This window comes from Kribbella sp. CCNWLW201 (genome assembly GCF_037203805.1).
Taxonomy (GTDB): domain Bacteria; phylum Actinomycetota; class Actinomycetes; order Propionibacteriales; family Kribbellaceae; genus Kribbella.
This window is the reverse complement of the sequence record NZ_JBBCBQ010000011.1, coordinates 32,414-54,348: the sequence shown is the minus strand read 5'-3', so window position 1 is coordinate 54,348 and position 21,935 is coordinate 32,414. Positions and strand designations below refer to the sequence as shown.

20 protein-coding genes and 1 tRNA gene are annotated in these 21,935 nt (G+C 65.0%); 14 read left to right on the top strand and 7 right to left on the bottom strand.

Translation table 11 applies throughout. From position 1 onward, the window contains the following. Positions 1 to 140 precede the first annotated feature (140 nt). Positions 141 to 1,355, top strand: coding sequence for a hypothetical protein (locus V9K99_RS34680; RefSeq protein ID WP_337009453.1), 1,215 nt, complete (start codon positions 141 to 143; stop codon positions 1,353 to 1,355). 117 nt (positions 1,356 to 1,472) lie between these two features. On the opposite strand, the gene V9K99_RS34675 is transcribed toward V9K99_RS34680, so the two are convergent. The 4 genes from V9K99_RS34675 to V9K99_RS34660 all read right to left on the bottom strand — a co-directional run bounded on the left by V9K99_RS34675 (position 1,473) and on the right by V9K99_RS34660 (position 6,064). Then, on the bottom strand, positions 1,473 to 3,140 hold the full coding sequence (locus V9K99_RS34675) for an AIPR family protein (protein ID WP_337009451.1): 1,668 nt from the start codon (positions 3,138 to 3,140) through the stop codon (positions 1,473 to 1,475). A gap of 823 nt (positions 3,141 to 3,963) precedes the next feature. Continuing rightward, positions 3,964 to 4,527, bottom strand: a complete 564-nt coding sequence (locus tag V9K99_RS34670; RefSeq protein ID WP_337009449.1) for a cysteine hydrolase family protein — start codon at positions 4,525 to 4,527, stop codon at positions 3,964 to 3,966. A 503-nt stretch (positions 4,528 to 5,030) separates the two neighbouring features. Next, positions 5,031 to 5,693, bottom strand: coding sequence for a hypothetical protein (locus tag V9K99_RS34665; RefSeq protein WP_337009447.1), 663 nt, complete (start codon positions 5,691 to 5,693; stop codon positions 5,031 to 5,033). 119 nt (positions 5,694 to 5,812) lie between these two features. After that, positions 5,813 to 6,064: a hypothetical protein gene (locus V9K99_RS34660; protein WP_337009445.1), complete on the bottom strand. Its 252-nt coding sequence runs from the start codon at positions 6,062 to 6,064 to the stop codon at positions 5,813 to 5,815. A gap of 167 nt (positions 6,065 to 6,231) precedes the next feature. Between V9K99_RS34660 and V9K99_RS34655 the strand changes: the two genes are divergently transcribed. The 11 genes from V9K99_RS34655 to V9K99_RS34605 all read left to right on the top strand — a co-directional run bounded on the left by V9K99_RS34655 (position 6,232) and on the right by V9K99_RS34605 (position 16,230). Next, positions 6,232 to 6,480, top strand: coding sequence for a DUF6284 family protein (locus V9K99_RS34655; RefSeq protein WP_337009443.1), 249 nt, complete (start codon positions 6,232 to 6,234; stop codon positions 6,478 to 6,480). Further along, entirely contained in the window at positions 6,477 to 6,728 is a 252-nt protein-coding gene (locus tag V9K99_RS34650; RefSeq protein WP_337009442.1) for a hypothetical protein, read from the top strand. The genes V9K99_RS34655 and V9K99_RS34650 overlap by 4 nt, the downstream gene beginning before the upstream one ends. Continuing rightward, positions 6,725 to 7,690 carry a hypothetical protein gene (locus V9K99_RS34645; protein ID WP_337009440.1) on the top strand — a complete coding sequence of 322 codons (966 nt, stop codon included), beginning with the start codon at positions 6,725 to 6,727 and terminating at the stop codon, positions 7,688 to 7,690. The genes V9K99_RS34650 and V9K99_RS34645 overlap by 4 nt, the downstream gene beginning before the upstream one ends. Positions 7,691 to 7,709: 19 nt before the next feature. Then, complete coding sequence (locus V9K99_RS34640) at positions 7,710 to 9,977, top strand: cell division protein FtsK (protein WP_337009437.1); 2,268 nt, start codon at positions 7,710 to 7,712, stop codon at positions 9,975 to 9,977. 247 nt (positions 9,978 to 10,224) lie between these two features. Then, positions 10,225 to 10,557 (top strand): hypothetical protein, encoded by a 333-nt coding sequence (locus V9K99_RS34635; protein ID WP_337009435.1) that lies wholly within the window; start codon positions 10,225 to 10,227, stop codon positions 10,555 to 10,557. Between the two features lie 14 nt (positions 10,558 to 10,571). Continuing rightward, positions 10,572 to 11,561 carry a DNA cytosine methyltransferase gene (locus tag V9K99_RS34630; protein WP_337009433.1) on the top strand — a complete coding sequence of 330 codons (990 nt, stop codon included), beginning with the start codon at positions 10,572 to 10,574 and terminating at the stop codon, positions 11,559 to 11,561. Beyond that, a complete protein-coding gene (locus V9K99_RS34625; RefSeq protein ID WP_337009431.1) occupies positions 11,558 to 11,980 on the top strand; it encodes an RRQRL motif-containing zinc-binding protein in 423 nt (140 codons plus the stop codon). Before V9K99_RS34630 ends, V9K99_RS34625 begins: the two co-directional genes overlap by 4 nt. Before the next feature lie 22 nt (positions 11,981 to 12,002). Then, complete coding sequence (locus V9K99_RS34620) at positions 12,003 to 12,875, top strand: bifunctional DNA primase/polymerase (RefSeq protein ID WP_337009429.1); 873 nt, start codon at positions 12,003 to 12,005, stop codon at positions 12,873 to 12,875. Continuing rightward, positions 12,872 to 14,512 (top strand): YfjI family protein, encoded by a 1,641-nt coding sequence (locus tag V9K99_RS34615; RefSeq protein ID WP_337009427.1) that lies wholly within the window; start codon positions 12,872 to 12,874, stop codon positions 14,510 to 14,512. The genes V9K99_RS34620 and V9K99_RS34615 overlap by 4 nt, the downstream gene beginning before the upstream one ends. A 90-nt stretch (positions 14,513 to 14,602) precedes the next feature. Further along, a complete protein-coding gene (locus tag V9K99_RS34610) occupies positions 14,603 to 14,797 on the top strand; it encodes a helix-turn-helix transcriptional regulator (protein WP_199237133.1) in 195 nt (64 codons plus the stop codon). Then, positions 14,794 to 16,230: a site-specific integrase gene (locus V9K99_RS34605; protein WP_337009421.1), complete on the top strand. Its 1,437-nt coding sequence runs from the start codon at positions 14,794 to 14,796 to the stop codon at positions 16,228 to 16,230. The genes V9K99_RS34610 and V9K99_RS34605 overlap by 4 nt, the downstream gene beginning before the upstream one ends. 97 nt (positions 16,231 to 16,327) lie before the next feature. Here the strand turns inward: V9K99_RS34605 and V9K99_RS34600 are convergent. After that, positions 16,328 to 16,401: transfer RNA gene (locus V9K99_RS34600), tRNA-Met, on the bottom strand. Between the two features lie 116 nt (positions 16,402 to 16,517). On the opposite strand from V9K99_RS34600, the gene V9K99_RS34595 reads away from it, so the two are divergent. After that, entirely contained in the window at positions 16,518 to 17,483 is a 966-nt protein-coding gene (locus V9K99_RS34595; protein ID WP_337009419.1) for a GNAT family N-acetyltransferase, read from the top strand. A 115-nt stretch (positions 17,484 to 17,598) separates the two neighbouring features. Continuing rightward, positions 17,599 to 18,183 (top strand): hypothetical protein, encoded by a 585-nt coding sequence (locus V9K99_RS34590; protein WP_337009417.1) that lies wholly within the window; start codon positions 17,599 to 17,601, stop codon positions 18,181 to 18,183. Between the two features lie 128 nt (positions 18,184 to 18,311). On the opposite strand, the gene V9K99_RS34585 is transcribed toward V9K99_RS34590, so the two are convergent. Beyond that, on the bottom strand, positions 18,312 to 21,293 hold the full coding sequence (locus tag V9K99_RS34585) for a UPF0182 family membrane protein (protein WP_337009415.1): 2,982 nt from the start codon (positions 21,291 to 21,293) through the stop codon (positions 18,312 to 18,314). Further along, entirely contained in the window at positions 21,290 to 21,907 is a 618-nt protein-coding gene (locus V9K99_RS34580) for a PPA1309 family protein (RefSeq protein WP_337009413.1), read from the bottom strand. Before V9K99_RS34580 ends, V9K99_RS34585 begins: the two co-directional genes overlap by 4 nt. Positions 21,908 to 21,935 lie beyond the last annotated feature (28 nt).

Genomic DNA, 21,935 nt, shown 5'->3' with positions numbered 1-21,935 from the left:
CAAGGTCGCGCGAGCAATCGACATGCCCAGCGCCAGCAGAATTTGGTGTCGGCGCCAGGCTTGAGCCGCGTACAGTTTCCGAGGTGGCGTCACCCCAATTGCCAGGTCAACCGCCTGCCGAAGTCGTCAGCCTGCTCATGATGCAGTGGATCCTCAAGCTCGCGTCAGCGGAGCTTGGATTGACGCAGTACTCCATGTCCGGTCAGCCTTCCCGCTCAGCTGGAGTGCAGGACTCATGGCAGTTCACAGGATCAGACGGCCGCGGATTTCGTCTGACGCTCGACGAGCACGCCCAACTGTGGGTCCTCGACGTTGATGCCGGGATCGACAGGGCTTCGGTCAGGAGCATCTTGGATAGGGCTGGAGAGAACGCTCGTAACCTCGACTACGGGGGCGACGTATGGTATGCATCCGAGCTCGTATCAGAGGAGCCCGATATCGTCGGCAGGGCAGCGCAATTCGCCCGCGTGCTCGGAGACCAAGTCAGGATTGACGGTGAGCGGCGTCTCTCGGACAGAGTCCTCCTGAATTTCACTGTCGATTCGTCGGATCAGCCACCAATCTTTGTTCCGCGCACCCGGATATCAGTGGGCATCTGCGTCCAAGGACCTGGCTCTGGTCCGCTCAGCGCCAAACTGGCGGCGGGCGTCCTTGAGGCGACCCGATTGATCTGCACATTCGCCTTAGGCAGGCCAGTAGCACCGCCGATTGCCGGACCGATCCCCGCTTCCGTTTCCGGCCGACTTCAAGGATTTGTAGACAAGCGCTCTGACGCGAGCATTCTGACGCTGGCACGCGACTCCACATCGCTTGACTTGTTTGGCGAACTCCCATTGATTGGCGGATTCGACGCTATGCAGAAAATTCGCGGGTCGCTTGTTGCGTACGATGCTGCAATTCAACAGTCAAACACTGACGTCGCGACGATCTTGTTCGTCTCGGGAATGGAGGCGCTAGCGGTCCCCAACGCTCCTTGGAAACTAGACAGACCGGTAGCCAGGTTCGTTAACGCCGTCCTCGACCTATGCCCGGGCGCCGTGGACGACGCCCTAGCACACGCGAATATGGAGGCAGGGTTTAGCTTTACGCCACGAGGAAGCATCAGTCGTCGCCGGCGTGAGCTAATCTCGCAGATCTACAATCTAAGATCTGCACCAGTTCACTCAGGGCCGGCCATGTTCGCATTGAGTCCGATGACGGCCGTGGGTTCGCCTGGATCGATGCGAGTAGCGATCCTGTCAGAACTACACAGGAAGATGCTCCTGGAGTACATTCGGGCGCCGCGATCCTTTCTCATCGGCCATCCGCTGATCTATCCGGCTGCGAATTCCCAGGGCGCCGAGAGCACCGCCTGATCGCAAGCCGCAGGCGATCCGGTGGCTCCACCAGAGTCCACCGTCGCCTGTTTCTGGACAGGACGGTTGCCACCCTGCCTCCATCCCGTGGCACCGTTCGGCACCCGTGCGCTCTTCCTACGGCAGGGCCGCGGTAGCCGAGCGGACTTTGGCCTCCTTCTTGACGGCATCGGTGAACGACTGCGTCTTCACAACGTCTCGCGTCAAGACCTCACCGGCCAGCACCGAATCGACCGCCTCAATGGCGACCTTGAAGGCTGCTACCGCCTTATCATCGGACCAAAGGACATCCGCAATCTTGTTCGCGTACTGAACTGCCTTGTTGGCCGTCATCAATGGCATCTCTGATCCACCGACGATGTACCTCACAGCCATCAGCAAATGGTAGCGCGCGGGCTTGTAAGACACGGGGACCAGATTGTTCCTGAAGAGATATTCGAGCTTGTAATACCCGTATGCTGACGCGTAGTACGGTTCGAGCTTGTGCGTCTCGACGAAGATCTTCGTCCCAACCTGGCTCCGCAGATCGGAATAATACCGCGCAGCACGATGAGGATCGTCGAGATACATGGCAGCAAACGCCCTGACCTGTTGCGTCTTGCCGATTATCCTTACCTTTTCAATACCATTCACAGACGCATACTGCTTCGAACGACGCTCGTAATACAGACGTTTCTTGTCGGGATAGGCGTCGTAGAGCGCCTCTAGCTTCTTCTGGAACGCACTGAGAGCATACAGGTCATCTTCAGTGACTTCAGTCTGTCGATTTGTTGCAGTAATGATCGAATTGATGATCTCTTCATCCGAAGTTGAGATCACTTTCAGGGGAACATATATATTCTCGCCCAGGTCATCTTTTGCATCAAACAGAACATGACTGGTCTGACAACCGTTGACAATCTGGTAGTCGGTGACGACGAACTTATTCCCAATCGTAGTTAGCCCTCTGGTGACTACCGTCACACCGTTGTTCAGTACAGCGAAACGCTGCTGGCCGGCCGCGTCCTTCAGTGTTTCCTTGATCTCCAGGTTGACCGAATTGTTCCCTTGGAAATCCCTGACATTGTCATAGAACAAGGGCTTTCGTATATTGCCGTCCGAGTCGGTGATCAAGGACATGTACTCTTTGACCGGCAGCACACCAAGGTAGGCCTCAGTCACGCCGTCGATCTCTGGCAGCAGAACCTTGCTGGCGAAAGTAAAATCGACGGTCACATTGTTTCGACTCTTCTGATACGCCGCTTGGATCTCGTCGGCGCCATACGGCTCGAATACGACCTTACTGAAGAGGCCAGTCGCCATTAGCCGTTGCCGGCGCGCCTCGATCTTCGAGGTCAGATAGAGATCATTCGTCCATTGCCCGGTCGTAACAAACGCGAGTTCAGCGACAGGCTTCTGGCGCTTGAACTTGACGCTGTGATCGTACAGCCAGGTCATTACTGCCCGGGCTGCGATTATGTCGTCAGACATCGGAAGGGTCGGGTTCTCAGAGAAGAACTCATCGACTCCATCCATGAACGACGCGATCTGCTCTCCACTGAAGCTGCTGCTTGTCTTGGCCTGAACAAATACGAACTTCACATCGAGAAACCCATTTAGACCCAGAAGATCTTCGGCCTCGTCAATAGTGTCGATCAACACGCCATTAACCATGATCGCTAGCCCATCAATGCCGAGATCATCTTCACCACCGACATGCACTGACGACGTATCAAACTCATCGTCGTGCATCGTGGAGATGACACAGAAGGCGGCGAAATACTCAAACAAGTCAGATTCGGACATCTCAGCGAGAGACTGTTCACTGTGGAATGTGCCCAGGTACGACTTCGTAACCCTATCCATTGATACCCCCTTTACAAGCGACACCAAGTGTCGCCTCTCCCCCGGCCAGTGTCTGTGCGGCGCAGACATGAGGCCCTTTGCAGTCGCAACGATGCTGCGACCGATCAGGAGCATAGCGTGACCCACGGATGCCGATGGCGCCCTGTGGATACCGGGCAACGCCTCCCGAGTCCCCCGTCATCCTGGTTGTGTGCGACCTCGGGCAAGGTCACGAGTCAGGACCCGTCACGCCGCCAAGTGTCCGGCGACGGGGACTCCAGCTCGCAGACCACCTGAGGTTGCGCAACGGCCCCAGGTGAATCGAGCGGATCTGCTGGCCTCAGGATGCGGCAGGTCTCAGATCACTGCCTGGACACCAGCAAACGAGGCCCGTGCGGTCGCGGACTCTCGCAAGCCACTCCCCCTTGTCACGCACCCACACGTCTACGTCGCCCAGCAGCTCCCACGAAACGGCCTCCACCGGACGCGGGGCACCCCATCGAACTGCGTCGATCTGGTGCCCCGCGGCCACCCGGGCGTTCAACTCGTCTGCTAGTTCGAGCGCAGCCGATTCCACGAGGGCCGCCGGTGTACACCACTCATCAGCGGTTGAGTCGTACACACCGAAGCCGCCGGCCTCAGATCGGCGGATCGAGAACCTGTCCTGAGCCATCTCAACAGTGTCGAACACATGTTCGATACTTGTCCAATCGCCGCCTCGACCTCCTAGCGAGCCGCACTACCACCGTTCAGATCAGTGCCGGCGCTTTGCGTTGCCTACTACTCATGCAGACGCGGCGTTCGCGTCCGGAATGAAGACGTCCTGAGCCTGGACGAGCTGGTCGCGCCCGATGAACCGCCCCGTCACTAGAAGCCCAGCCTCGTGCGCCACTTCGCCCGCATGGCTGTAGACCAGGTCCTGAACCACCCATGGGACTAGTCCAAGCTCGAAGGCGTCCACGGCCGTCTTTAGGACGCACGACTCCGTATCGAGGCCAACGACGACGACGTGCTTCCATCCGTGGCGACTGACCAGCTCTGTGCCCTCGTCGTTGAAGAGTGAGTACGTCGGCTTGTCCAGCACGGCAACCGCACCTGACACCATGTCCGCAAGCTCATCGACGATCTCTGTTTCTGGCGTTCCCGGCATCATCGCGCTCCATCGGATGAGCTGTTCAAACAGGGACTCCGGGTAGTTGATGAACCGCGTCATCACGTACGGCCGACCGGCCGCTGCCCACTCTCGCGTGAACTCGGCGATCCGGGGAACGACGTGCTCTGATTGCGGCGATACGAAACCGTTCTGTACGTCGATGAGGACGAGAACGCTGTCGTCAGCGGGGATCACGTTGTTGCCTTTCTGCGGAGTCCTTCAGGATTTCAAGGGTGGCGTTGAGATGATTCTGAAGCTCGCTGGATTGAAGGATCGTGACTCTCATTGCGACATGTTGCGCGGATTCACGGGGCCGGGAATTGGTGAGTCTCGATGTCATCCCGCGAAGCCAGCGCCAATCGTAGCCAGCCGAGACCTCAGGATCGCGTCCGGCCTCGATCTGCGATCGAATGTGATGACAGAAGCACCAGAGCGATTGAACGATGATCTCGAAGTCGACGATCGTTTGTTGTGGCAACCCCCTACGTCCCTCTAGCGGGTGATACGCGACTGATGACCAACTCGCGTACCCATAGGAGATCCCACTCACGCCAAATTCCAGGATTCGCGGATCAGAGAAGCCGTCTCGCATGAATGCCTGTTCGACTAGTTCGGCGTGCGGTCGCGAAGGCTCCTCGTCGCCATGATCCAACAGAGTTTTCTGAGCGCAGAGCAGTCTCAGCGCGGTGACAAGCTGTTCACCCTTCCATTTCGGAGTGGGCACCCCAGAACGCGCTGAAGATGTACTCAGGTCCGGATTGTGATGCACCAAGTAGCAACTTCATGTGCTGCTCAGCCCAGTCGAGTTCACGAGGATATGACCCATGACGCCAAACGGCGACATCCGCGACCGACTCTTTACTCAGCGGTTCCCTGATGTGATAGACGAGGCACCCCCACGGAAACCCATATAGGGTGCATTCACCGCGCGGATGATCGACCTTGGTCGACCAGCATTCGACCTGCTCAACAACCGTGAACTCGACCGTGAGCGTGTTTGCTAGCTGCGCAACAGTCTCGGGTCCAACGTAGACTGGGGAGAATTTGTTGCTTGCGAGATGGAACTCCGACGCGGCTGACTCTGGCGACTCCGCTAATCCGCCGAACAGCTCGTGTGGCGAGCATTCGAATGCCGCGCAATAGAGCCGCAAATAGATCGTGTCCGTGACGTGACTTTCACCCGTCTCGTGTCTATAAATAGCCTTCTCCATCGCACCCCGGGAAGGAATGCTCAGGCCAAGCTCACGACCGATTCTTTCGAATTCGGCGGCGAGCCTGCCTCTCCCCCATCCCTTCGCTTGACGCTGCTGGAGCAGCACGCCATTGCGAGCTGAGATTGGCTTTGGGGCGGTGGTGGACATCGGTCACGTCCTCCCATGTCCAGGGACAGCGGTCATGTCCAGATCCGTCCGCCCCTGTCGACTACTGACAGTGCCTGTCTGGCGACAAGCTGAGTCGCATGAACAGCAAACTCTCGACCTCATCGGGGCTCCGTGGCGTTCGCACGTCGCTTCGGACCACGCGGCGCCGGCGGGATCCCTTCAGCGCGAGCAAGTCGGCGGACGTAGGCCGATGTGAACGGCGACAGATCCTCGACCTCGTTGGGTGTAACGCCCGCTCGGAGGGCTGCAAGAGCAGCAGCGATGACCGCCTTCCGCGCCTCCTCGTGAGCGTTCTCCGTCTGCCGGTAGAGGCGGGTTGCGTCAGCGAGCTCTTCCCGTGCGTCAGTCACACCCCCATGATATCGGACCACACTTGCGAAACCTTGGGAATCGGCGCTACGGTAATTCGACACAGAGATTCGAAATACGGATCTGAAACAACAAAGTGACGCCCCGGCGGCTGCAACCGCCGAGGCGTCTGGGTCGCGCTAGTCCATCGAAGAGGAGCACAACCCCAATGAGCATCATCCACCTGTCGGCAGTCAGCAGCGAGGAGCCGTCCGCTGAGGACTTGGCCGGTATCGAGCGGGAGTGGCCGTTGATCGCGGCCGAGCTGGACCTGTTGGATGCACAGATCGCGTTCATTAACGCGGGTCCGTACGCGTCGACGCTGGAGACGCGGCGGGTCCGGCGGGCCGAGCGCCGGGTCCTGGAGGTTGGCCGCGAGCTGGCCGACCGCGAGACCGCTACTGACGGTGCTGCATGAACCGCCGTCTGATGACCCTGGAGCAGAGCTGGGCTGACCGGCTCGGGATCGAGACCACCGACGCGGTGGGCGACGAGCTGGCCGCGCGGTTCGAGCACCTGTCGCGGTTCGTGCTGGCTGGCGAGATGCCCCCGGCCGGTAAGCCGGTGTCGGCTGAGGCCGCGACCGCGTACGGCGAGCTGTGGGTCCTGGCTGGGTTCCTGGCCGACGCCCGCCACGCCCTGACCGGCGAGGGGGTGGAGTGGTGAGCGCCCTTGAACAGGCTTCGGACAAGGCGCCGGCGTCGGCCAGGCCGAACGCGGTCGACCGGCTGCGCACGACCGCTGCCGAGGCATCACAGGTTCGAGCGCTGTCGACGCATCCGGACGTGGTGGCGCTGCGGGTGGAGTCGGTGCGGACGCAGGTTGACCGGTGCATGTGGGTTGGGATCGTGCTTGGTCTGGCGTTCACGATGGTCAACGTTCAGGCGTTCGCTGCACAGGGTGCCGTGTTGTGGTCGCTGCCGTGGTTCGCGGCCTGGTTGCTGGACCCGATGGTGTCGCTGGTGCTGATCGCGGTTCTGCGTGCTGAGCAGATCACTGCCCGGTATCAGGTGAGCGACCACACGCGGTGGATCGGGCGGACGAAGCGGTTCGCGTTCGCCGCGACGTACGCGATGAACACGTGGGCATCCTTCCGGCACGGCGACCCGGCCGGGATCGTGCTGCACTCGGTGCCGCCGCTGCTGGTGTTCTGCGCTGCCGAGACCGCACCGGTTCTGCGGGACCGCCTGACCGAGGCCGTGTTGCGGGCTGAGCGAGCCGCCGCGCTGGCCAACCCGGAGAGGGCATCTCACCGCCTCGACACCACCCCGGAGACACCCGCACAGGCCGCCGCCGTTGAGAGGCCGGCGAAGCCCGCTGAGGCGATCGAGGCCACCCCGGCACCCAAGCCCCAGCCCAAGCCCTCACGGCCGGGCAGGAAGCCCGCCAAGACCGGCCGGAAGCTGCTGGCCGACTACGTCACCGAAGCCGTGGCCGCGATCGAGCCGGGTACGGCGGCCGACGACATCACGCCGGCGTGGGCGCGGCACACGACCGGTTGCTCAACCGGCCTGTCCGCGAAGGTCGCGGCTGCTGTCCGCGACGAGCTGACCACCACTGCTGACAACCCGCAAACGAGCACTGACGGCACGGACGCGCCGGGTGCAATCGCCCGCGTCGCGGCCTGATCGATAGGAGCGAGACGGCATGGACAACGTGCACAAGCTTCACCCCGACCACGACCACGACGACGCCGTGCAGGACACGGTGCAGGACGTTGCACAGGGCATCATCCGTGTGCCCGCCGAACGGGTCGACTCCGACGGCGTTGCCGACATCACCTCGGCCGATGACGACTCCGAGGCCGTGATCTTGTCCGATGAGGAGTCGGCTGAGCTGGATCGGCGCCTGGCGAACCGTGGTGCGCTGGTGCGGCGGGCGGTGACGACCACGCAGGTGGTGGCGCGCGCCTCGAAGACCGTCGCGACGCACGACAAGACCAAGACCGCGAGCAAGCTGGTGCTGCGCGAGTCGTTCACGGTCGTGCAGGGCCTGGAATCGTGGGCGAAGCGGGCGTGGGACGCGTCCACGATGGGTGTCTATCGGCGCCAGATCAAGGCCGCCGAGTCGGTCGGCGATCGCGAGGAACTGAAGCAGTGGACCGACCGCAAGGAGTCCGCGACCGACCGCCGGCACAAGCGCCTGATGGACCTGCCGAAGCTCGCATGGGGTGTCTTGAAGGTCACGGTAGCGATGACGATCGGGGTGCCGTTCCTGGTGCTGCTGATCGCGATCCTGACCAAGGCGACCGGGCACGGCTCGTTCACGGGCGTATGGCTGGGGTTCTTCGCCCTGATCGGGTTCCTGATCGCGGCCGGCGCCCTGATCTGGTCCGGGGTGTCGATCGCGGCACCGTTCCTGATCGTGATCGCGGCCTGGCGCGAGGGCAAGCGCCGCGCCGAGCCGCCGGCGTGGCTGGTCACGACCGCCGATACCGAGTGGGACGCGACGATCGATGAAACCACGATCGCGCGGGCGCTGGAGGCGCTGCGCATCCCGGCCATCACGCAGTACCTGAAAGCTGGTCTGAAGATTCAGTTCATCACCCCCGCGAGGGTCGACGGACGCGGCACGCACGCCGTCGTGCGGCTACCCGCCGGCGTGACGGCGGACAAGATCGCGCGCCGCCGTGGCGACCTCGCAACCGGCCTTCACCGGGCAGCGAAGGAGGTGTGGCCGACCACCGGCACCGAGGCCGGGATCATGGATCTGTGGATCGCGGACAAGGGCGCACTGGCTGAGGGCGCGGGCGAGTACCCGCTGATCAGCGGCGGGCTCGTGGACGTGTTCAAGGGCGTACCCGCGGGCAAGACGCTGCGCGGTGACGCGCTGGTGGCGCCGGTCATGGAACGCAACACGATCGCTGGCGGTATGCCGGGGCAGGGCAAGTCTTCGGCGGCGCGGGCGGTCATGATCGGCTGCGCGCTCGACCCGACCGCCGAGCTGCGGATCTGGGTGCCGGACGTGAACTACGACTTCGAGGTGTTCAAGTCCCGCTGTTCGAGCTACATCATGGGCGCCGACGACGATTCCATGAAAACTATCCGCGACCAGCTCGTGAACGTTCATGAAGAGGTCCAGCGACGCGGCGAACTCCTGCTCCGGTACGAGGTCCCGTCCGTCACTCGTGAACTCGCATCGGCCGATGTCGGGCTGCACCCGCTGGTGTGCCTGCTCGAGGAGGCGCACGTGGCGATCCAGCACGGCACCTACGGCAAGGAGATCGCGCAACTGCTGGTCGACATCGTGAAGCTCGGACGCAAACGCGGCATTCACATGATCGTCTCGACACAGGCACCCACGAAGGACTCCATGCCGCGCGACGTGACCCGCAACTGCTCCAACGGGATCGCGTTCGCGGTCGGCGACCACGTCGCCAACGACGCCCTGCTCGGTCAGGGCGCCTACAGCGCTGGCCACCGCGCGACCGAGCTGATCCCCGGCACCGACAAGGGAACCGCCGTCGTGAAGGGCTTCACCGGGGAGCGGTCGGAGATGTTGCAGTGGTACTACCTCGACGTTGCCAAGGGCAATGACCAGGTCACGCCGCTGATCCAGCGGTCCCTGGACGCGATCGCCAAGCTCGGCAAGACCGTCCCGGACTCCCGCCCCGTGCAGATCGAGACCCGCGACCTGCTCTCGGACCTGGACGAGGTCCTCGGAGACGACCCGCGCCCGATCGCGGACGTGCCCGCGCTGCTGAAGCGGCACGCGCCGACCTGGACGCCGTACCAGGGCCTGACCGGGAAGGCGCTGCGGGAGCTGCTGGAGCGCGAGCACGGGATCAAGGTGCCCTCGACCGGGAACCGCTATCCCCTCGACCCGGTCACCGTCCGTGACGCGATCGTCCGGCGCGAGCAGGACGCCGGAGACACAGACGAGAGCGGAGAGGACGCCGGGACGCTAGCGAGTTAGCCCCACACCAGGCGTCGGAAACCGCCTTGAACCGGGCACTGACCAGCGGTTTCCGGCCCTCGGTTAACTCGCCTCACTCGCTAACTTTCCGCAGGTCACGGCCACATAGACGCATCGAAGGGTCGGAGTTAGGAACCTAACCCGATCACCGGCACCTAACCGTCCCACCTCACCGAACCAGGCAGACACCCGCAGGGTCGTCGCCTCGGCTCGTCACACCCTCAAGCGACTACAGAAAGTGATGATGATGTCTGATCCTGTTCATGCGGTCTTGCTCGGTGGGTCCGGGCTGATCCTCACCGCGACCGCGACGATCGCGGATGCCGCCGGCAAGGCCGACGCGCTGAGCCGCCCCGAACGGGTCGCCGTTCTGGTTATCGCCGGACTCGTGCTGACCGGGCTCTATCTGCTGGCGTGTGCGGTCTGGCCGTACGCGAACTGCGAGCGCTGCGCCGGGTCGGGCAAGTCCCGGTCCCCGTCCGGGAAGAAGTTCCGCAACTGCCCGCGCTGCAAGGGCGCCGGCCGCCGCGAACGCATCGGACGCCGCCTGCTCAACCACATCAACCACAAGAACCGCTGACGGAGGAGAGCGCCGTGACTGCATCCATTGAGCCGCTGCATTTGGTGTCGCTGTGCGCCGGGATCGGCGGTATCGATCTCGGGTTTCACCGCGCCGGAATCCCCACCGCTGCCGCTGTCGAGATCGACGCCCAGGCGCGGGGTGTGCTGGCCGACCGGGTCCCCGGAACCGTCTTGTTGGAAGACCTCACGGAGTTGAGTGCTGATGACCTCACAGCAGTTGGAGTTGTTCCCGACCGAACCGTCCTCGCTGCTGGGTGGCCCTGCCAGGGGAACTCATCTCGCGGCCGTCGTGCGGGCTTGGACGACCCACGCTCGGGTCTGTGGGTGCACGTTGCGCGACTGCTGGGTGAGCTTCGTCCGCGTTGGTTCGTTGGGGAAAACGTCCCTGGTCTTCTGTCCGTCAACGACGGCCGCGACTTCGGGACCGTGCTCGCGGACCTGGCCGACCTCGGGATGGACTGCGCGTGGCGGGTGCTGGACGGTCGCGGTTTCGGAGTACCCCACCGACGCCGCAGACTCGTCCTTGTCGGACATTCTGGAGACCGGACCGCACCTGTCCGCGTACTCCTTGAACCCAACCGTTTGTCGGGGGATCCTCACCCGCACTGCGAGGCGACGCCGGAACCTTCCGCCGGCGCTCCGTACGGCGCTGGAGGCGGTCGCTGCGACCGCGACAACACAGCCGATCGAGGCGGCCTGACGACCTGGGCGCCGCCGTATGCGCACTCGCTGGTCAGCCATGGCGGCAACGACAAGCAAGACCCGTCGATGGTCACCTACGTTGTCCAGTCCCACACCGGGCCGCGCCGTCTGACACCGCTGGAGAGTGAGCGGCTACAGGGGTTTCCGGACGGCTGGACCACCACCTCCAACGGCGTCCCGCAGGGCGACCGCGACCGGTACGCCCAGCTCGGCAACTCGGTGGCCGTCCCGGTCTTCGAGTGGGTCGCAAGCCGTATCGCCGCCGTCGACCACGCGAACGCGGACGGGGTGGCGGCATGACGGAGGCACTGGATCGCGCCACGCTGCACCCGGCCGCGTCGCGGTGGATCGAGCTGTGGAACGGCCAACAGGTCCTCGGCTGGGACCACCATGGGACGCCGGTGTTCCGGTTCCGGTGGGCGCCGGCAGGGCTGGCCACGCGCCGTCAGCTCCGGGCGATGCGGATGTGTCCGGGCGGTCAGGAGCCGTATGCGCTGCTGGTCTGGCGCAACGGCAAGCGCTGGGCGTGGCTGTACCGGCTCGACCTTGCGAAGCCCTCCCGGACGCCGTCCCCGGCACAGCTCAACGCGCTGGACAAGGCGATGGAAGCCCGCCGTACCTGCGGGCTCTGCCGGACCGTCACTGAGTACTGCATCCCCACCTCGGACGGCCGCTGCATCGACTGCATCGACGCCGCCAGCTACCCGACCGCCGCCTAGCCAACTCGAGGAGGTACCACCGATGAACGACCTGCTGACTGCCGCTGTCGCCGCGACCGAGCGCGGCTGGTCGGTGTTCATGCTCGGTCGCTCCAAGCGGCCGGTTGCCAACTGCGACGACTGCCGAGACAACCCCCACGACCCGGCGACCTGTGGGCACCTGACCTGTCACGGGTTCTACGCGGGCACCACCGACCCCGACCGTGTCGCGCAGATCGTGACCGCCGTACCCCATGGGCAGCTCGCAGTACGGACCGGTGCCGTGTCCGGGCTGGTGGTGGTCGATGTGGATCCCGCGCACGGCGGCAGCGCCAGCCTGGGCGAGCTGGTGGTGCACCAGGTGGTGCCGCGCACGCTGTGGGTTCGCACCGGCTCGGGTGGTGTGCACCTCTACTACCACCACCCCGGCCGCGAGATCCCGTCACGGCCGATGCCGAACCGGGCCGGGATCGACATCAAGGCAGACGGCGGCTACGTCGTGCTTCCGCCGTCGATCCACCACCGCACCCACCAGCCGTACCAGTGGGGCGCGGGGCTGGCGGAGCCGGTGGAGATGCCCTCCGCGTTGATCGGTGCGTGCCTGCCCATCGCGCCGGCCGTCTCCACCGCCCGTCCGACCGGGCCGATCAGCACCACCGAAGCGGGAGGCATCTCCCACCCGGAGCGGCTGCTAGACGCTCACCTGGACGCGGTCCGGCACGCACCCGAGGGCAAGCGCCGAACGACGCTCTACGGCGCCGCGAGAGGCGTTGCGCGGATGGTCGCGGCCGGTGCGATTAGCTACACCGATGCCGTCGTCGCGCTGACCGACGTGGGACAGCAAGCCGAACAGACCGCCCGCGAAATCCGAGCCGCCATCGCTGGCGGGTTCCGTGCCGAAGGGATCGCCGCGTGACCGCCGAGCTGCCCGACTGGCTGCCACCCCTGCCACCGCTCACCGAGCCACCCGACGACCCGTGGGACCCGGTCCCGCCGACGCCAATCCGACCGGCGCTCACCGAAAACCGTGCTCGGGATCCGCAACGCGATTTTTCGGCACCGGTCGCCGTACAGGGGTGGGACGGTCCGCCGGTGCCGCTGAAGACCAAGCGGCTCGTCCGCCCCTTCCCCGTACAGGTCTTCCCCGGCTGGCTCGCTGATCAGGTCGACGCGGTCGCGGAAGCCACACAGACCCCGGTCGACCTGGCCGGGTCCGTGGCGCTGGCCTGCCTGTCCACGGCCGCCGGCGGCAAGGTGCTGGTTCGGGTCACCCGATCGTGGCTCGAACAGGTCAACCTCTACACCGTCACCGCGCTACCGCCCGGGTCTCGGAAGTCGCCGGTGTTCCGCGCCATGACCGCGCCTCTCTCCGATGCTGAGGACGCCCTGCGGGAGATCGCGGCAGAACGTCGCGTAGAAGCCGAGCTGGCCGCCCGGATCGCGGCGGCCCGCGCCGAGGACCTGGCCAAGAAAGCCGAACGCGCCCAAGCCAACCCGCAAGAGGCACTGGCCGACGCGACCGCAGCCGCCAAGGAAGCCGCGGGCATCGCCGTACCCGAACTGCCCCGGCTGATGACCGACGACGTAACGCCCGAATCATGCATATCGCTACTCGCCACCCACGGCGGCCGAATGGCCGTCCTGTCCGCCGAAGGCGACGTGTTCGCCACCCTCACCGGCACCCGCTACTCCGCACAACCCAACCTGGGCGTGTTCCTCAAAGGCCACGCCGGCGACAAACTCCAAGTCGACCGCAAAGGCCGCGAGTCAGAGACGGTCGAGCGACCCGCGCTCACCCTCGGAGTCACCACGCAACCGGGAACCCTTGCAGGGCTGGCGGCACAGCCAGGCTTCCGGGATCGCGGCGTGCTGGCGCGGATCCTCTACAGCGTTCCACCCAACACCGTGGGCAGCCGCAACAATGAAGCCGAACCCGTCCCGGAACACATCGAAACGACGTACCGCGACGCACTCAAAACCCTCGTACTTGTCCTGGCCGACCACGACCAACCGCACCAACTCGACCTCGAACCCGAAGCCGGACAAGTCCTGCTGGACTTCCAGAACTGGCTGGAACCACGACTGCACCCACAGACCGGACAGCTCGCCGGCATCACCGACTGGGCCTCCAAGCTCGCCGGTGCCGTCGTCCGGCTGGCGGCCGTGATCCACATCGCCCACAACTTCCACCACGGCTACGCCCGCCCCATCACCGCAGACACCATGCGCGCCGCCGAAAACGTCGGCCGCTACTACCTCGACCACGCCCTAGCCGTCTACGACCTCATGGGCCGATCCGACCCCGACCTCGACGACGCCCGCGAAGTCCTCACCTGGATCACCAAACACGGACACCCCACCTTCACCCGACGAGATGCCCTCCGTTCCCTCCAAGGCCGCACCCGATTCGCCACCGCCGCCGACCTCGATCCCGCGCTCACTCTGCTCACCGATCACGGCCACATCCGTCCCAAGACACCCGAGACGACCGGCAAGCGCGGCCGCCCCTCGACCGCCTACGAAGTCCACCCCGCAATCCTCGCCACCCCCTGACAAAAGTGACAAAAACGACAGAACCCCCATTCTGTCAATTTTGTCAATTTCGTCAGGGCCTCTCGACCGACTGAAGGAGACGCACCACCAATGATCGACATCGCCACCCTCCCGGCCCTGATCTCTGTACCGAAGGCAGCCCAGCTCATCGGGCTCAGCCGTGCGAGCGCCTACCGATTCGCTGCTACCGGCGAGCTGCCTACGCGTCGTCTGGGAGGCCGGGTCTTCGTAGTCACCGCAAAGCTTCAAGCGTTTATCGACGGAGAGGAAGTACAGGCAGCATGAGCCGCCGGAAGATCCCGGGCATCACGGTCTGGCAGCGCGGGAACACCTGGGCGTATCGGGTCGAGCTGGAGCCGCATCCGCTGACCGGCGCGCGACAGCGCCCATACCAAGGCGGCTTCGCAACGGAGGAAGACGCTCTGGAGGCTGCAATCGAGGCGAAGAAGCGCGCCGAAACCGGCCGCTCTGTCACCGCCAAGAAGATTCGCGTGGCCGCCTTCATGAACGAGTGGCTCACTGCTAACGAGGACAACCTCAAACCGACAACAGTGCAGAACTACCGCGACAACATCGATGCGTACATCGAACCCGTCCTCGGCACACGTTGGCTCGGTGAGCTGACAGTGCCAAGAATCAACGCCTTCTACAAACACCTACGGGACAACGGACGACGGAAAGGCGACGGCAACCATCGAATGTACGAATTCTGGCTCAGTCATCAGTCCGACAGGGACGGCGCAGGGCCGACCCCAACCGACATCGCCAGGGCGTGCGGCACGAACTACAGCGCCGCCCGCGAGGCCGTACGCCGATACCGGCGCGGCAGAGTGCCAGGTGAATACTCCGCCGGTCTGAGTGTGAAGTCGATCCGCAACGTCCACGTCGTAATGCTGCGGTCGCTCGCGGACGCGGTGCGCTGGGGCTACCTACACACCAACCCGGCCGCGTTCGCGGTACTCCCCCGAGAAAGGCGGCGCTCCACGCGGAAGCGTGGAAACATCTGGACAGTCGAACAGCTCGGAGCCTTCCTGCGCGTAGCTCTACAGGACCGGTACGACGGAATGTGGTTGCTGGCGGCCACAACTGGAATGCGCCGATCGGAATTGGCCGGCGTCCAGCGGTCCATGCTCGACCTGGACGCAGGAACACTCACCATCGAAGACACCCGAGTGGTGGTGCGCGGGCGAGCTGTGGAGTCTGACGGTAAGTCCGCCGCGGGCGAGCGAGATATCGCACTCGACACCTTCACCCTGACCTACCTACGCCGGTACCTCGAACGTATCAACGACGAGCGAGACGCATTCGAGGGGAGCTACCCGAAGCACGACTACATCATGGTTGGACCCGAGGGACGCCCGCTGCACCCGGACACCATCACAGCTCGATTCAATCGGCTTGTCGACCGTGCCGGTGTTCCCCGGATCAGGCTGCACGACGTGCGTCACACCTACGCGACGATGGCTCAGGATGCCGGACACAACGTGAAGATCCTGAGCGAACGCATCGGCCACGCGGACACGTCCGTCACGATGAAGATCTACACTCACCGGTCACAGGGCATCGACCGCCCGCTCGCCCAGGCGATGGGGGTGCTGATCGCTCAGGCGGCGGGCATCACAGAGCCAGATCCAGATCCGCTGGTCACAGATCTGGTCACAAACCGCCCGGACACAGACCCCGATGACGGAGACCCACCCCTCGCAGTCGTCGGCTGATGAGGAGCGCTGAGCCGAGCGGCGACGGACAAAACCCCAGGTCAGACCCCACATAGCAAGACGAAGGCCCGGACCTGTTGGTCCGGGCCTTCTTTCGTAGCGGGGGCAGGATTTGAACCTGCGACCTCTGGGTTATGAGCCCAGCGAGCTACCGAGCTGCTCCACCCCGCGTCGTTGTGGTTTTAGCTTAGTGGATCGGGGCTGAGCAACCAAATCGGTTCCCGGTGTGGCTCCGGGTAGACGAAAAACCCGTGTCAGCGGCGGGCGGTGCGGCGTACCGTCCGGGTATGTCCAGACACGTCATTCGCCCGTTCGCGGAGGCGGACCTGCCTGCGGCGGCCCGACTGCTCGCGGAGCGGCACAAGGAGCATCGGAAGCGACACCCTCTGCTGCCTGCCGAGTACGAGGACGAGCAGGTCGCTGTGGTCGAGGTCACGGCTGTATGGGAGAGCGAGAGTGCTTCCGGCGCCGTACTGGTCGAAGGGGACGAGCTGACCGGCTACGTGCTTGGTGCGCCCAAGCCGTCGCCTACCTGGGGTCCTAACGTCTGGGTCGAGGCTGCTGGCCACGCTGTCCGTGAGCCTGAACACATCCGCGACCTCTACGCCGTTGCCGCTGCCCAGTGGGTGGACGACGGCCGGACGGCCCATTACGTGTTGGTGCCGGACGACGCTGAGCTGGTCGATGCCTGGTTCCGACTGGGGTTCGGCTCGCAGCATGCGCATGCTCTCCGTCCGGCGCCGAGTACTCGCCTGGAGGCACCGGCTGGTCTAGCCGTACGACGTGCCACGCGCGACGACATCGCCGTACTCGCTGAGCTGGACCTGGTACTGCCACAACACCAGGGACGGTCGCCGGTGTTCTCCGCTGGGGAGCTACCCACGTTGGAGGAGGCGCTCGCCGACTGGGAGGAGTCGATCGACGACCCGGACTATGCGACCTTTGTCGCCGAGTACGTCGGTCGCGTGATCGGCTCGTCGGTCGGGTGCTCGCTGGACAAGTCCAGTGCGCACAGCGGGTTGGCTCGACCGGACAACGCTGGGTTCCTGGGCTTTGCCGCCGTACTGCCGGAAGCACGTGGTCGTGGGGCCGGCCGCGCATTGGGTGAGGCTGTGCTGCAATGGTCCGCCGACACCGGTTACACGTCCGTGGTGACTGACTGGCGGGTGACGAACCTCCTGTCATCGCGGACGTGGCCGAAGCTCGGTTTCGAGCAGACGTTCCACCGGCTGCATCGCCTGATCGGCTTCTGACGGTCTTTTCCACAGGTTCGAAATCGCGCGCCGGGAAGCGCGGCGATCGGTGCAACTTCTAGGGCAAGAAGACGTTGTGCAGCAGGCACGGCGTCGACGCCCTCAGGAGGCAGCCATGTCGCGTTCTTCCCTTGGTTCCCGAGTCGTGCCGACGACCCGTCGTATCGTGATCGGGAGCGCGGTCGTCCTCGCCTCACTCGGCGCCTGGACGACCACCACGGCCGCGGCGAGCGGTGTCGAGCCGCGATCCGGGTACGCCGTGGCTCCCCCATCGACCGAGCAGAGGGCATGCACCTTGGACGGCTTCGTGATCGAGCACCTTCCCGGCGGGATCGGTACGCCGACCGACTTCGAATACGAGTGGGAGGACGTCCGCTTCCACAGCCGGGTCTGGGAGACCGGGCCGGATCCCGAGGGCGCCTACAGGGTGGACCTGACGGTGAAGACGATGCGTGGCGAGAAGCTGACGGATCTCGAAGCGCTGAAGGCCTTCCTGGCCGAGTACGAGGAGAAGGATCCGGAGAGCTGGGAGCTGCGCCCGGTCAAGGTCGGTGAGTACGACGGCCTGCTCGGGGACGACGAGGTGTTCTACTTCGTCTCGCCGGGAGTCGCGGCCGAGGTGTCACTCGATCGGGGACGCTTCTCCGAACAGGACCTCCTCGACACGGCGGCCGGCTTCCATCCGGAGGCGACCACCTGATGCAGTGAGCTCCGCCCCGATCAACTGCGGCGATCCGGTGCTGTGGGCAACGGGTGCTTTGGGCAATGAAGCGGGGCGGCGACGCCGACGGTTGTCGGTGTCACCGCCCCGGGTAAGCAGCCGGTGGGTCAGCCTGTCGGCGAGGTCGGCGGGCTCGATGGTGCCGGCGTCGTCGGTGTCGTGGTCGGCGTACCGCTGGGAGCCGGAGTGGTCGGCGTCGGCGTGGCTCCCGCTGCCACGGCACGGTCGATCGCCGCCTTCATCAGGCCGACCTGCTTCTGGTATTCCGCGAGGTCGCCGGCCTTCAGGGCAGCGTCGGCCGCCGCATACGCTGCCTGTGCCTGCGCCAGTGCCTGCTTGACCGTCTGGTTGGGCTGGTTGGGCTGGTTCGGCTGGTTGGGCGGCGGTGGCTCACCGGTGTTGACGTCGGCCTTGAATACCTTGTCCAGCGCCTCCTTCAGGGTCCCGCCGTACGCGACGTTGTCGCCGAATGCGACGAGCACATACCGAAGCACCGGATAACTACCGGGACCACTCGTCCGGACCGAGTACACGGGCTGGACGTAGAGCAGACCGCCACCGAGGGGCAGCGTCAGCAGGTTGCCGAACTGGGCTCTGGCGCCACTGGTCGGCTGGTTGATCGGCAGCAGCGCGGTTCTGATCCCGTCGTCGGTCTGGAACTTGTTGAACACCTGTCCAGGACCAGGGATTTGCACATTTCCGGGCAATCGGAGGATCCGGAACTTGCCGTAGTCCGGCGAGGTCGCCTCGGCATCGACGGCCATGAACGCGGTCAGGTTCTCCCGCTCCGCGTTCGGCACGTACACCGAGGTCAGCGAGAACCTCGGCTCGGCCTGACCGGGCATCCGCAACGAGAGGTAGAAGGGAGGTTGTTTGATTTGAGCAGACGCATCGGCGCCGGCGGAGACCGCGGTCGGGTCCGCCGGGACGCGCCACAGGTCGCTGTTCTGGTACCAGGTGGTCGAGTCCTGCACGTGGTACTTGGCCAGCAGGTCACGCTGGACCTTGAACATGTCCTCCGGGTACCGCAGGTGGGACATCAGCGCGGGCGAGATGTCCGAACGCGGCTTGACCGTGTCCGGGAACGCCTTCATCCACGTCTTCAGCACCGGGTCGCTCTCGTCCCAGGCGTACAGCTCGACCGAACCGTCGTACGCGTTGACGACGGCCTTGACCGAGTTGCGGATGTAGTTGATCTCCTCGCTCGGCTGCTGCGCGATGGTTCCGCGGCCGGTCGTGGTGTCCCGGGTGCTGTCGTCCAGGGCGACCTTCTCGGAGTACGGGTAGTTCGCCGAGGTGGTGTAGCCGTCGACGATCCAGACGACCTGGCCGTCGACGACGGCCGGGTACGGGTCGCCGTCCGGGGTGAGCCAGGGCGCGGCCTTCTCGACCCGCTCGCGCGGGCTGCGGTCGTAGAGGATCTTCGAATCGGGGTTCACCCGGCTGGACAGCAGGATGTTCGCATCCCGGAACTTGGTGGCGTAGAGCAACCGGTTGAAGAACGAGCCGACCGGGACGCCGCCCTTGCCGGTGTAGGTGTTCAGCGTCGGGTCACCGCCGTTCGTGCCCTCGGGCGTGTCGAGCTCGACCGCCTGACCACCCTTCGGCCCGCCGACGATCGAGTAGTCCGGGGACTGCTCGCCGAAGTAAATCCGCGGTTCGTACTTTCCGAGCTGTCCCTCCGGCGGCAGGCCTCCCTCGGACCACACGGGCGCACCATCGACAGCCCGCTGGTTACCGTTCGCGGCGACGACGCCGAAGCCGTGGGTGTAGACGGTGTGGTCGTTGTTCCAGTTGCGCTGACCGGCAGGCAAACGGTCGACCTGCACCTCGCGGACCGCGATCACGGTGTCCCTGACCTCGTTGCCGATCTTGTACCGGTCGACGTCGAGGTCGGTCGGGAACGAGTAGAAACCGCGGACCTGCTGCAGCTGCTCGAAGGCCGGACCGACAACACTCGGGTCGATCAGCCGGATCCCCGGCAGCACCTCGGCATCGGCAGCCAGATCGGTCGGGGTCGCCGTCGACTTCGCCGGGTAGTTGATGACCTGGGTGCCCTCCAGGTCGTACGCCTGGCGCGTCGCCTCGATGTTCTTGGAAATGTACGGCGCCTCACGCACCGGCTCGCTCGGCCGGACGCGCAACTGCTGCAGGGCCGCCGGCCACAAGGCACCGAGGAGGATCGCCGACAGGATCAGGACGACGGTGCCCACGCCCGGAAGCAGCCAGGTCTTGCGTACGACGTTGGCGAAGAACAACCCGGCACACAGCACCGCGATGACTGCCAGGATCTCCTTGCTGGGCAGGACGGCGTTGTCACCTGTGTAGGAGATACCGGTGAACAAACGGCTTTCCGACGTCGTCAGCCCGTAGCGGTCCAGCCAGTAGCTGAACGCCTTCAACAGGACGAGCAGCCCGAGCAGAACGGAGAACTGCACCTGCGCCGCACCGGAAGCCTTCTGGCCCTTCGCGGACGGGCGGAAGCCGCCGTACAGGTAGTGGGTGATGATCGCCGCGACCAGCGACAGCAGCACGATCGAGTAGCCGAAGCCGAGCAGGACGCGCAGCCACGGGTAGTCGAAGACGAAGAACGCGATGTCCTTGTTGAAGTGCTTGTCGGTGACGCCGAACGGGGTCCGGTTCCGCCAGGCCAGGAAGACCTTCCACTCCCCCGACGCGGCCGAGCCGCCGAACACCAGCATCAGCGCCGCGACCACACCCACGGCGATCTTCCCGCGCTGCTGCAGCATGTCGCCGTACCGCTCGAAGCCAGGGCTCGGCGACGGCGCGAGGGCGACCCGCGGCCGGGTGCGGTACGCGACGATGATGTTCGCGACCACGGCGGCCGCCATCAACAGGCCGACCACCACGAACAGCAGCACCCGGGTCCCGAGGACCGTGCTGAACACGGAGCCGAGGTCCACCGAGCGGTACCACAGTCGCTGGGTCCAGACGTCGGTGAAGACGCTGAACAGGATGAGCAGGACGATCAGTGTGGCGATCGTCGGCAGCAGGGCCCGGGGCCGTCCTCCAGACGTTCGCCGGGTTCGCCGCGGCTCCTCCGGCATGTCGTAGACGCCGTCACTCATGATCGGTTCTCCTCGTCGTCACTCATGCCGTCGACCCCAGGACCTTCGCCCGGCCGGCTGTCGACCGAAGGTTCGAATGTCAAAGACAGTACTTCGCACAGCGTGGGGACCAAGTCGGCGCCGGTCAGGACGGCGCTGTCCTCGTCGTGTGAGCGCAGCCGGACGGCCCCGAACCGGTCGCCTTCGCGCAGGACCGCGGCGACCATCCGGACCTCGTGGCGGCGTGGATCGCTGCCGGCCATCCGGGCGAGCTCGGCGTCGGATTCGGCGCTGGAGAGACCGGCTTCGGCTGAGGCGGGCAGGACGACTCGCTCGATCGCGAGGGCACAGCCGCTGACTCCGTCCGGCCACTCGATCCGGCCGAGTGCGTCGGCCAGGTGCTCGTCCTCGAGACCACCGGGCAGTTCGCCCTGGGCGACCGGGGTCAGCGGCTGGGACGCGTCCTCGGCGCCGAGCTCGGCGGCCAGTTGCGGTTCGGCGCGGAGCAGTTCCTCGGTCGGGACCAGCGCGAAAAGCTGCGCGGGCTGGTCCCAGCCCGCGCTGCTGACGTGCTTCTCGATCTCGATCACCGCGCGACTGAGCGCGTCGGGAGGCAGAGTGCCTACGGAATCCATGCCGCCAGATCTCCCCTTCGGCCGGCCG

Bases quoted from the DNA above. Each gene is read 5' to 3' on its own strand.
- V9K99_RS34595 (WP_337009419.1), top strand. From the start codon at position 16,518: ATGTCCAGACACGTCATTCGCCCGTTCGCGGAGGCGGACCTGCCTGCG.
- V9K99_RS34640 (WP_337009437.1), top strand. From the start codon at position 7,710: ATGGACAACGTGCACAAGCTTCACCCCGACCACGACCACGACGACGCC.
- V9K99_RS34580 (WP_337009413.1), bottom strand. From the start codon at position 21,907: ATGGATTCCGTAGGCACTCTGCCTCCCGACGCGCTCAGTCGCGCGGTG.
- V9K99_RS34650 (WP_337009442.1), top strand. From the start codon at position 6,477: ATGAACCGCCGTCTGATGACCCTGGAGCAGAGCTGGGCTGACCGGCTC.
- V9K99_RS34610 (WP_199237133.1), top strand. From the start codon at position 14,603: ATGATCGACATCGCCACCCTCCCGGCCCTGATCTCTGTACCGAAGGCA.
- V9K99_RS34675 (WP_337009451.1), bottom strand. From the start codon at position 3,140: ATGTCCGAATCTGACTTGTTTGAGTATTTCGCCGCCTTCTGTGTCATC.
- V9K99_RS34605 (WP_337009421.1), top strand. From the start codon at position 14,794: ATGAGCCGCCGGAAGATCCCGGGCATCACGGTCTGGCAGCGCGGGAAC.
- V9K99_RS34590 (WP_337009417.1), top strand. From the start codon at position 17,599: ATGTCGCGTTCTTCCCTTGGTTCCCGAGTCGTGCCGACGACCCGTCGT.
- V9K99_RS34655 (WP_337009443.1), top strand. From the start codon at position 6,232: ATGAGCATCATCCACCTGTCGGCAGTCAGCAGCGAGGAGCCGTCCGCT.
- V9K99_RS34585 (WP_337009415.1), bottom strand. From the start codon at position 21,293: ATGAGTGACGGCGTCTACGACATGCCGGAGGAGCCGCGGCGAACCCGG.
- V9K99_RS34620 (WP_337009429.1), top strand. From the start codon at position 12,003: ATGAACGACCTGCTGACTGCCGCTGTCGCCGCGACCGAGCGCGGCTGG.
- V9K99_RS34635 (WP_337009435.1), top strand. From the start codon at position 10,225: ATGTCTGATCCTGTTCATGCGGTCTTGCTCGGTGGGTCCGGGCTGATC.
- V9K99_RS34665 (WP_337009447.1), bottom strand. From the start codon at position 5,693: ATGTCCACCACCGCCCCAAAGCCAATCTCAGCTCGCAATGGCGTGCTG.
- V9K99_RS34680 (WP_337009453.1), top strand. From the start codon at position 141: ATGCAGTGGATCCTCAAGCTCGCGTCAGCGGAGCTTGGATTGACGCAG.
- V9K99_RS34625 (WP_337009431.1), top strand. From the start codon at position 11,558: ATGACGGAGGCACTGGATCGCGCCACGCTGCACCCGGCCGCGTCGCGG.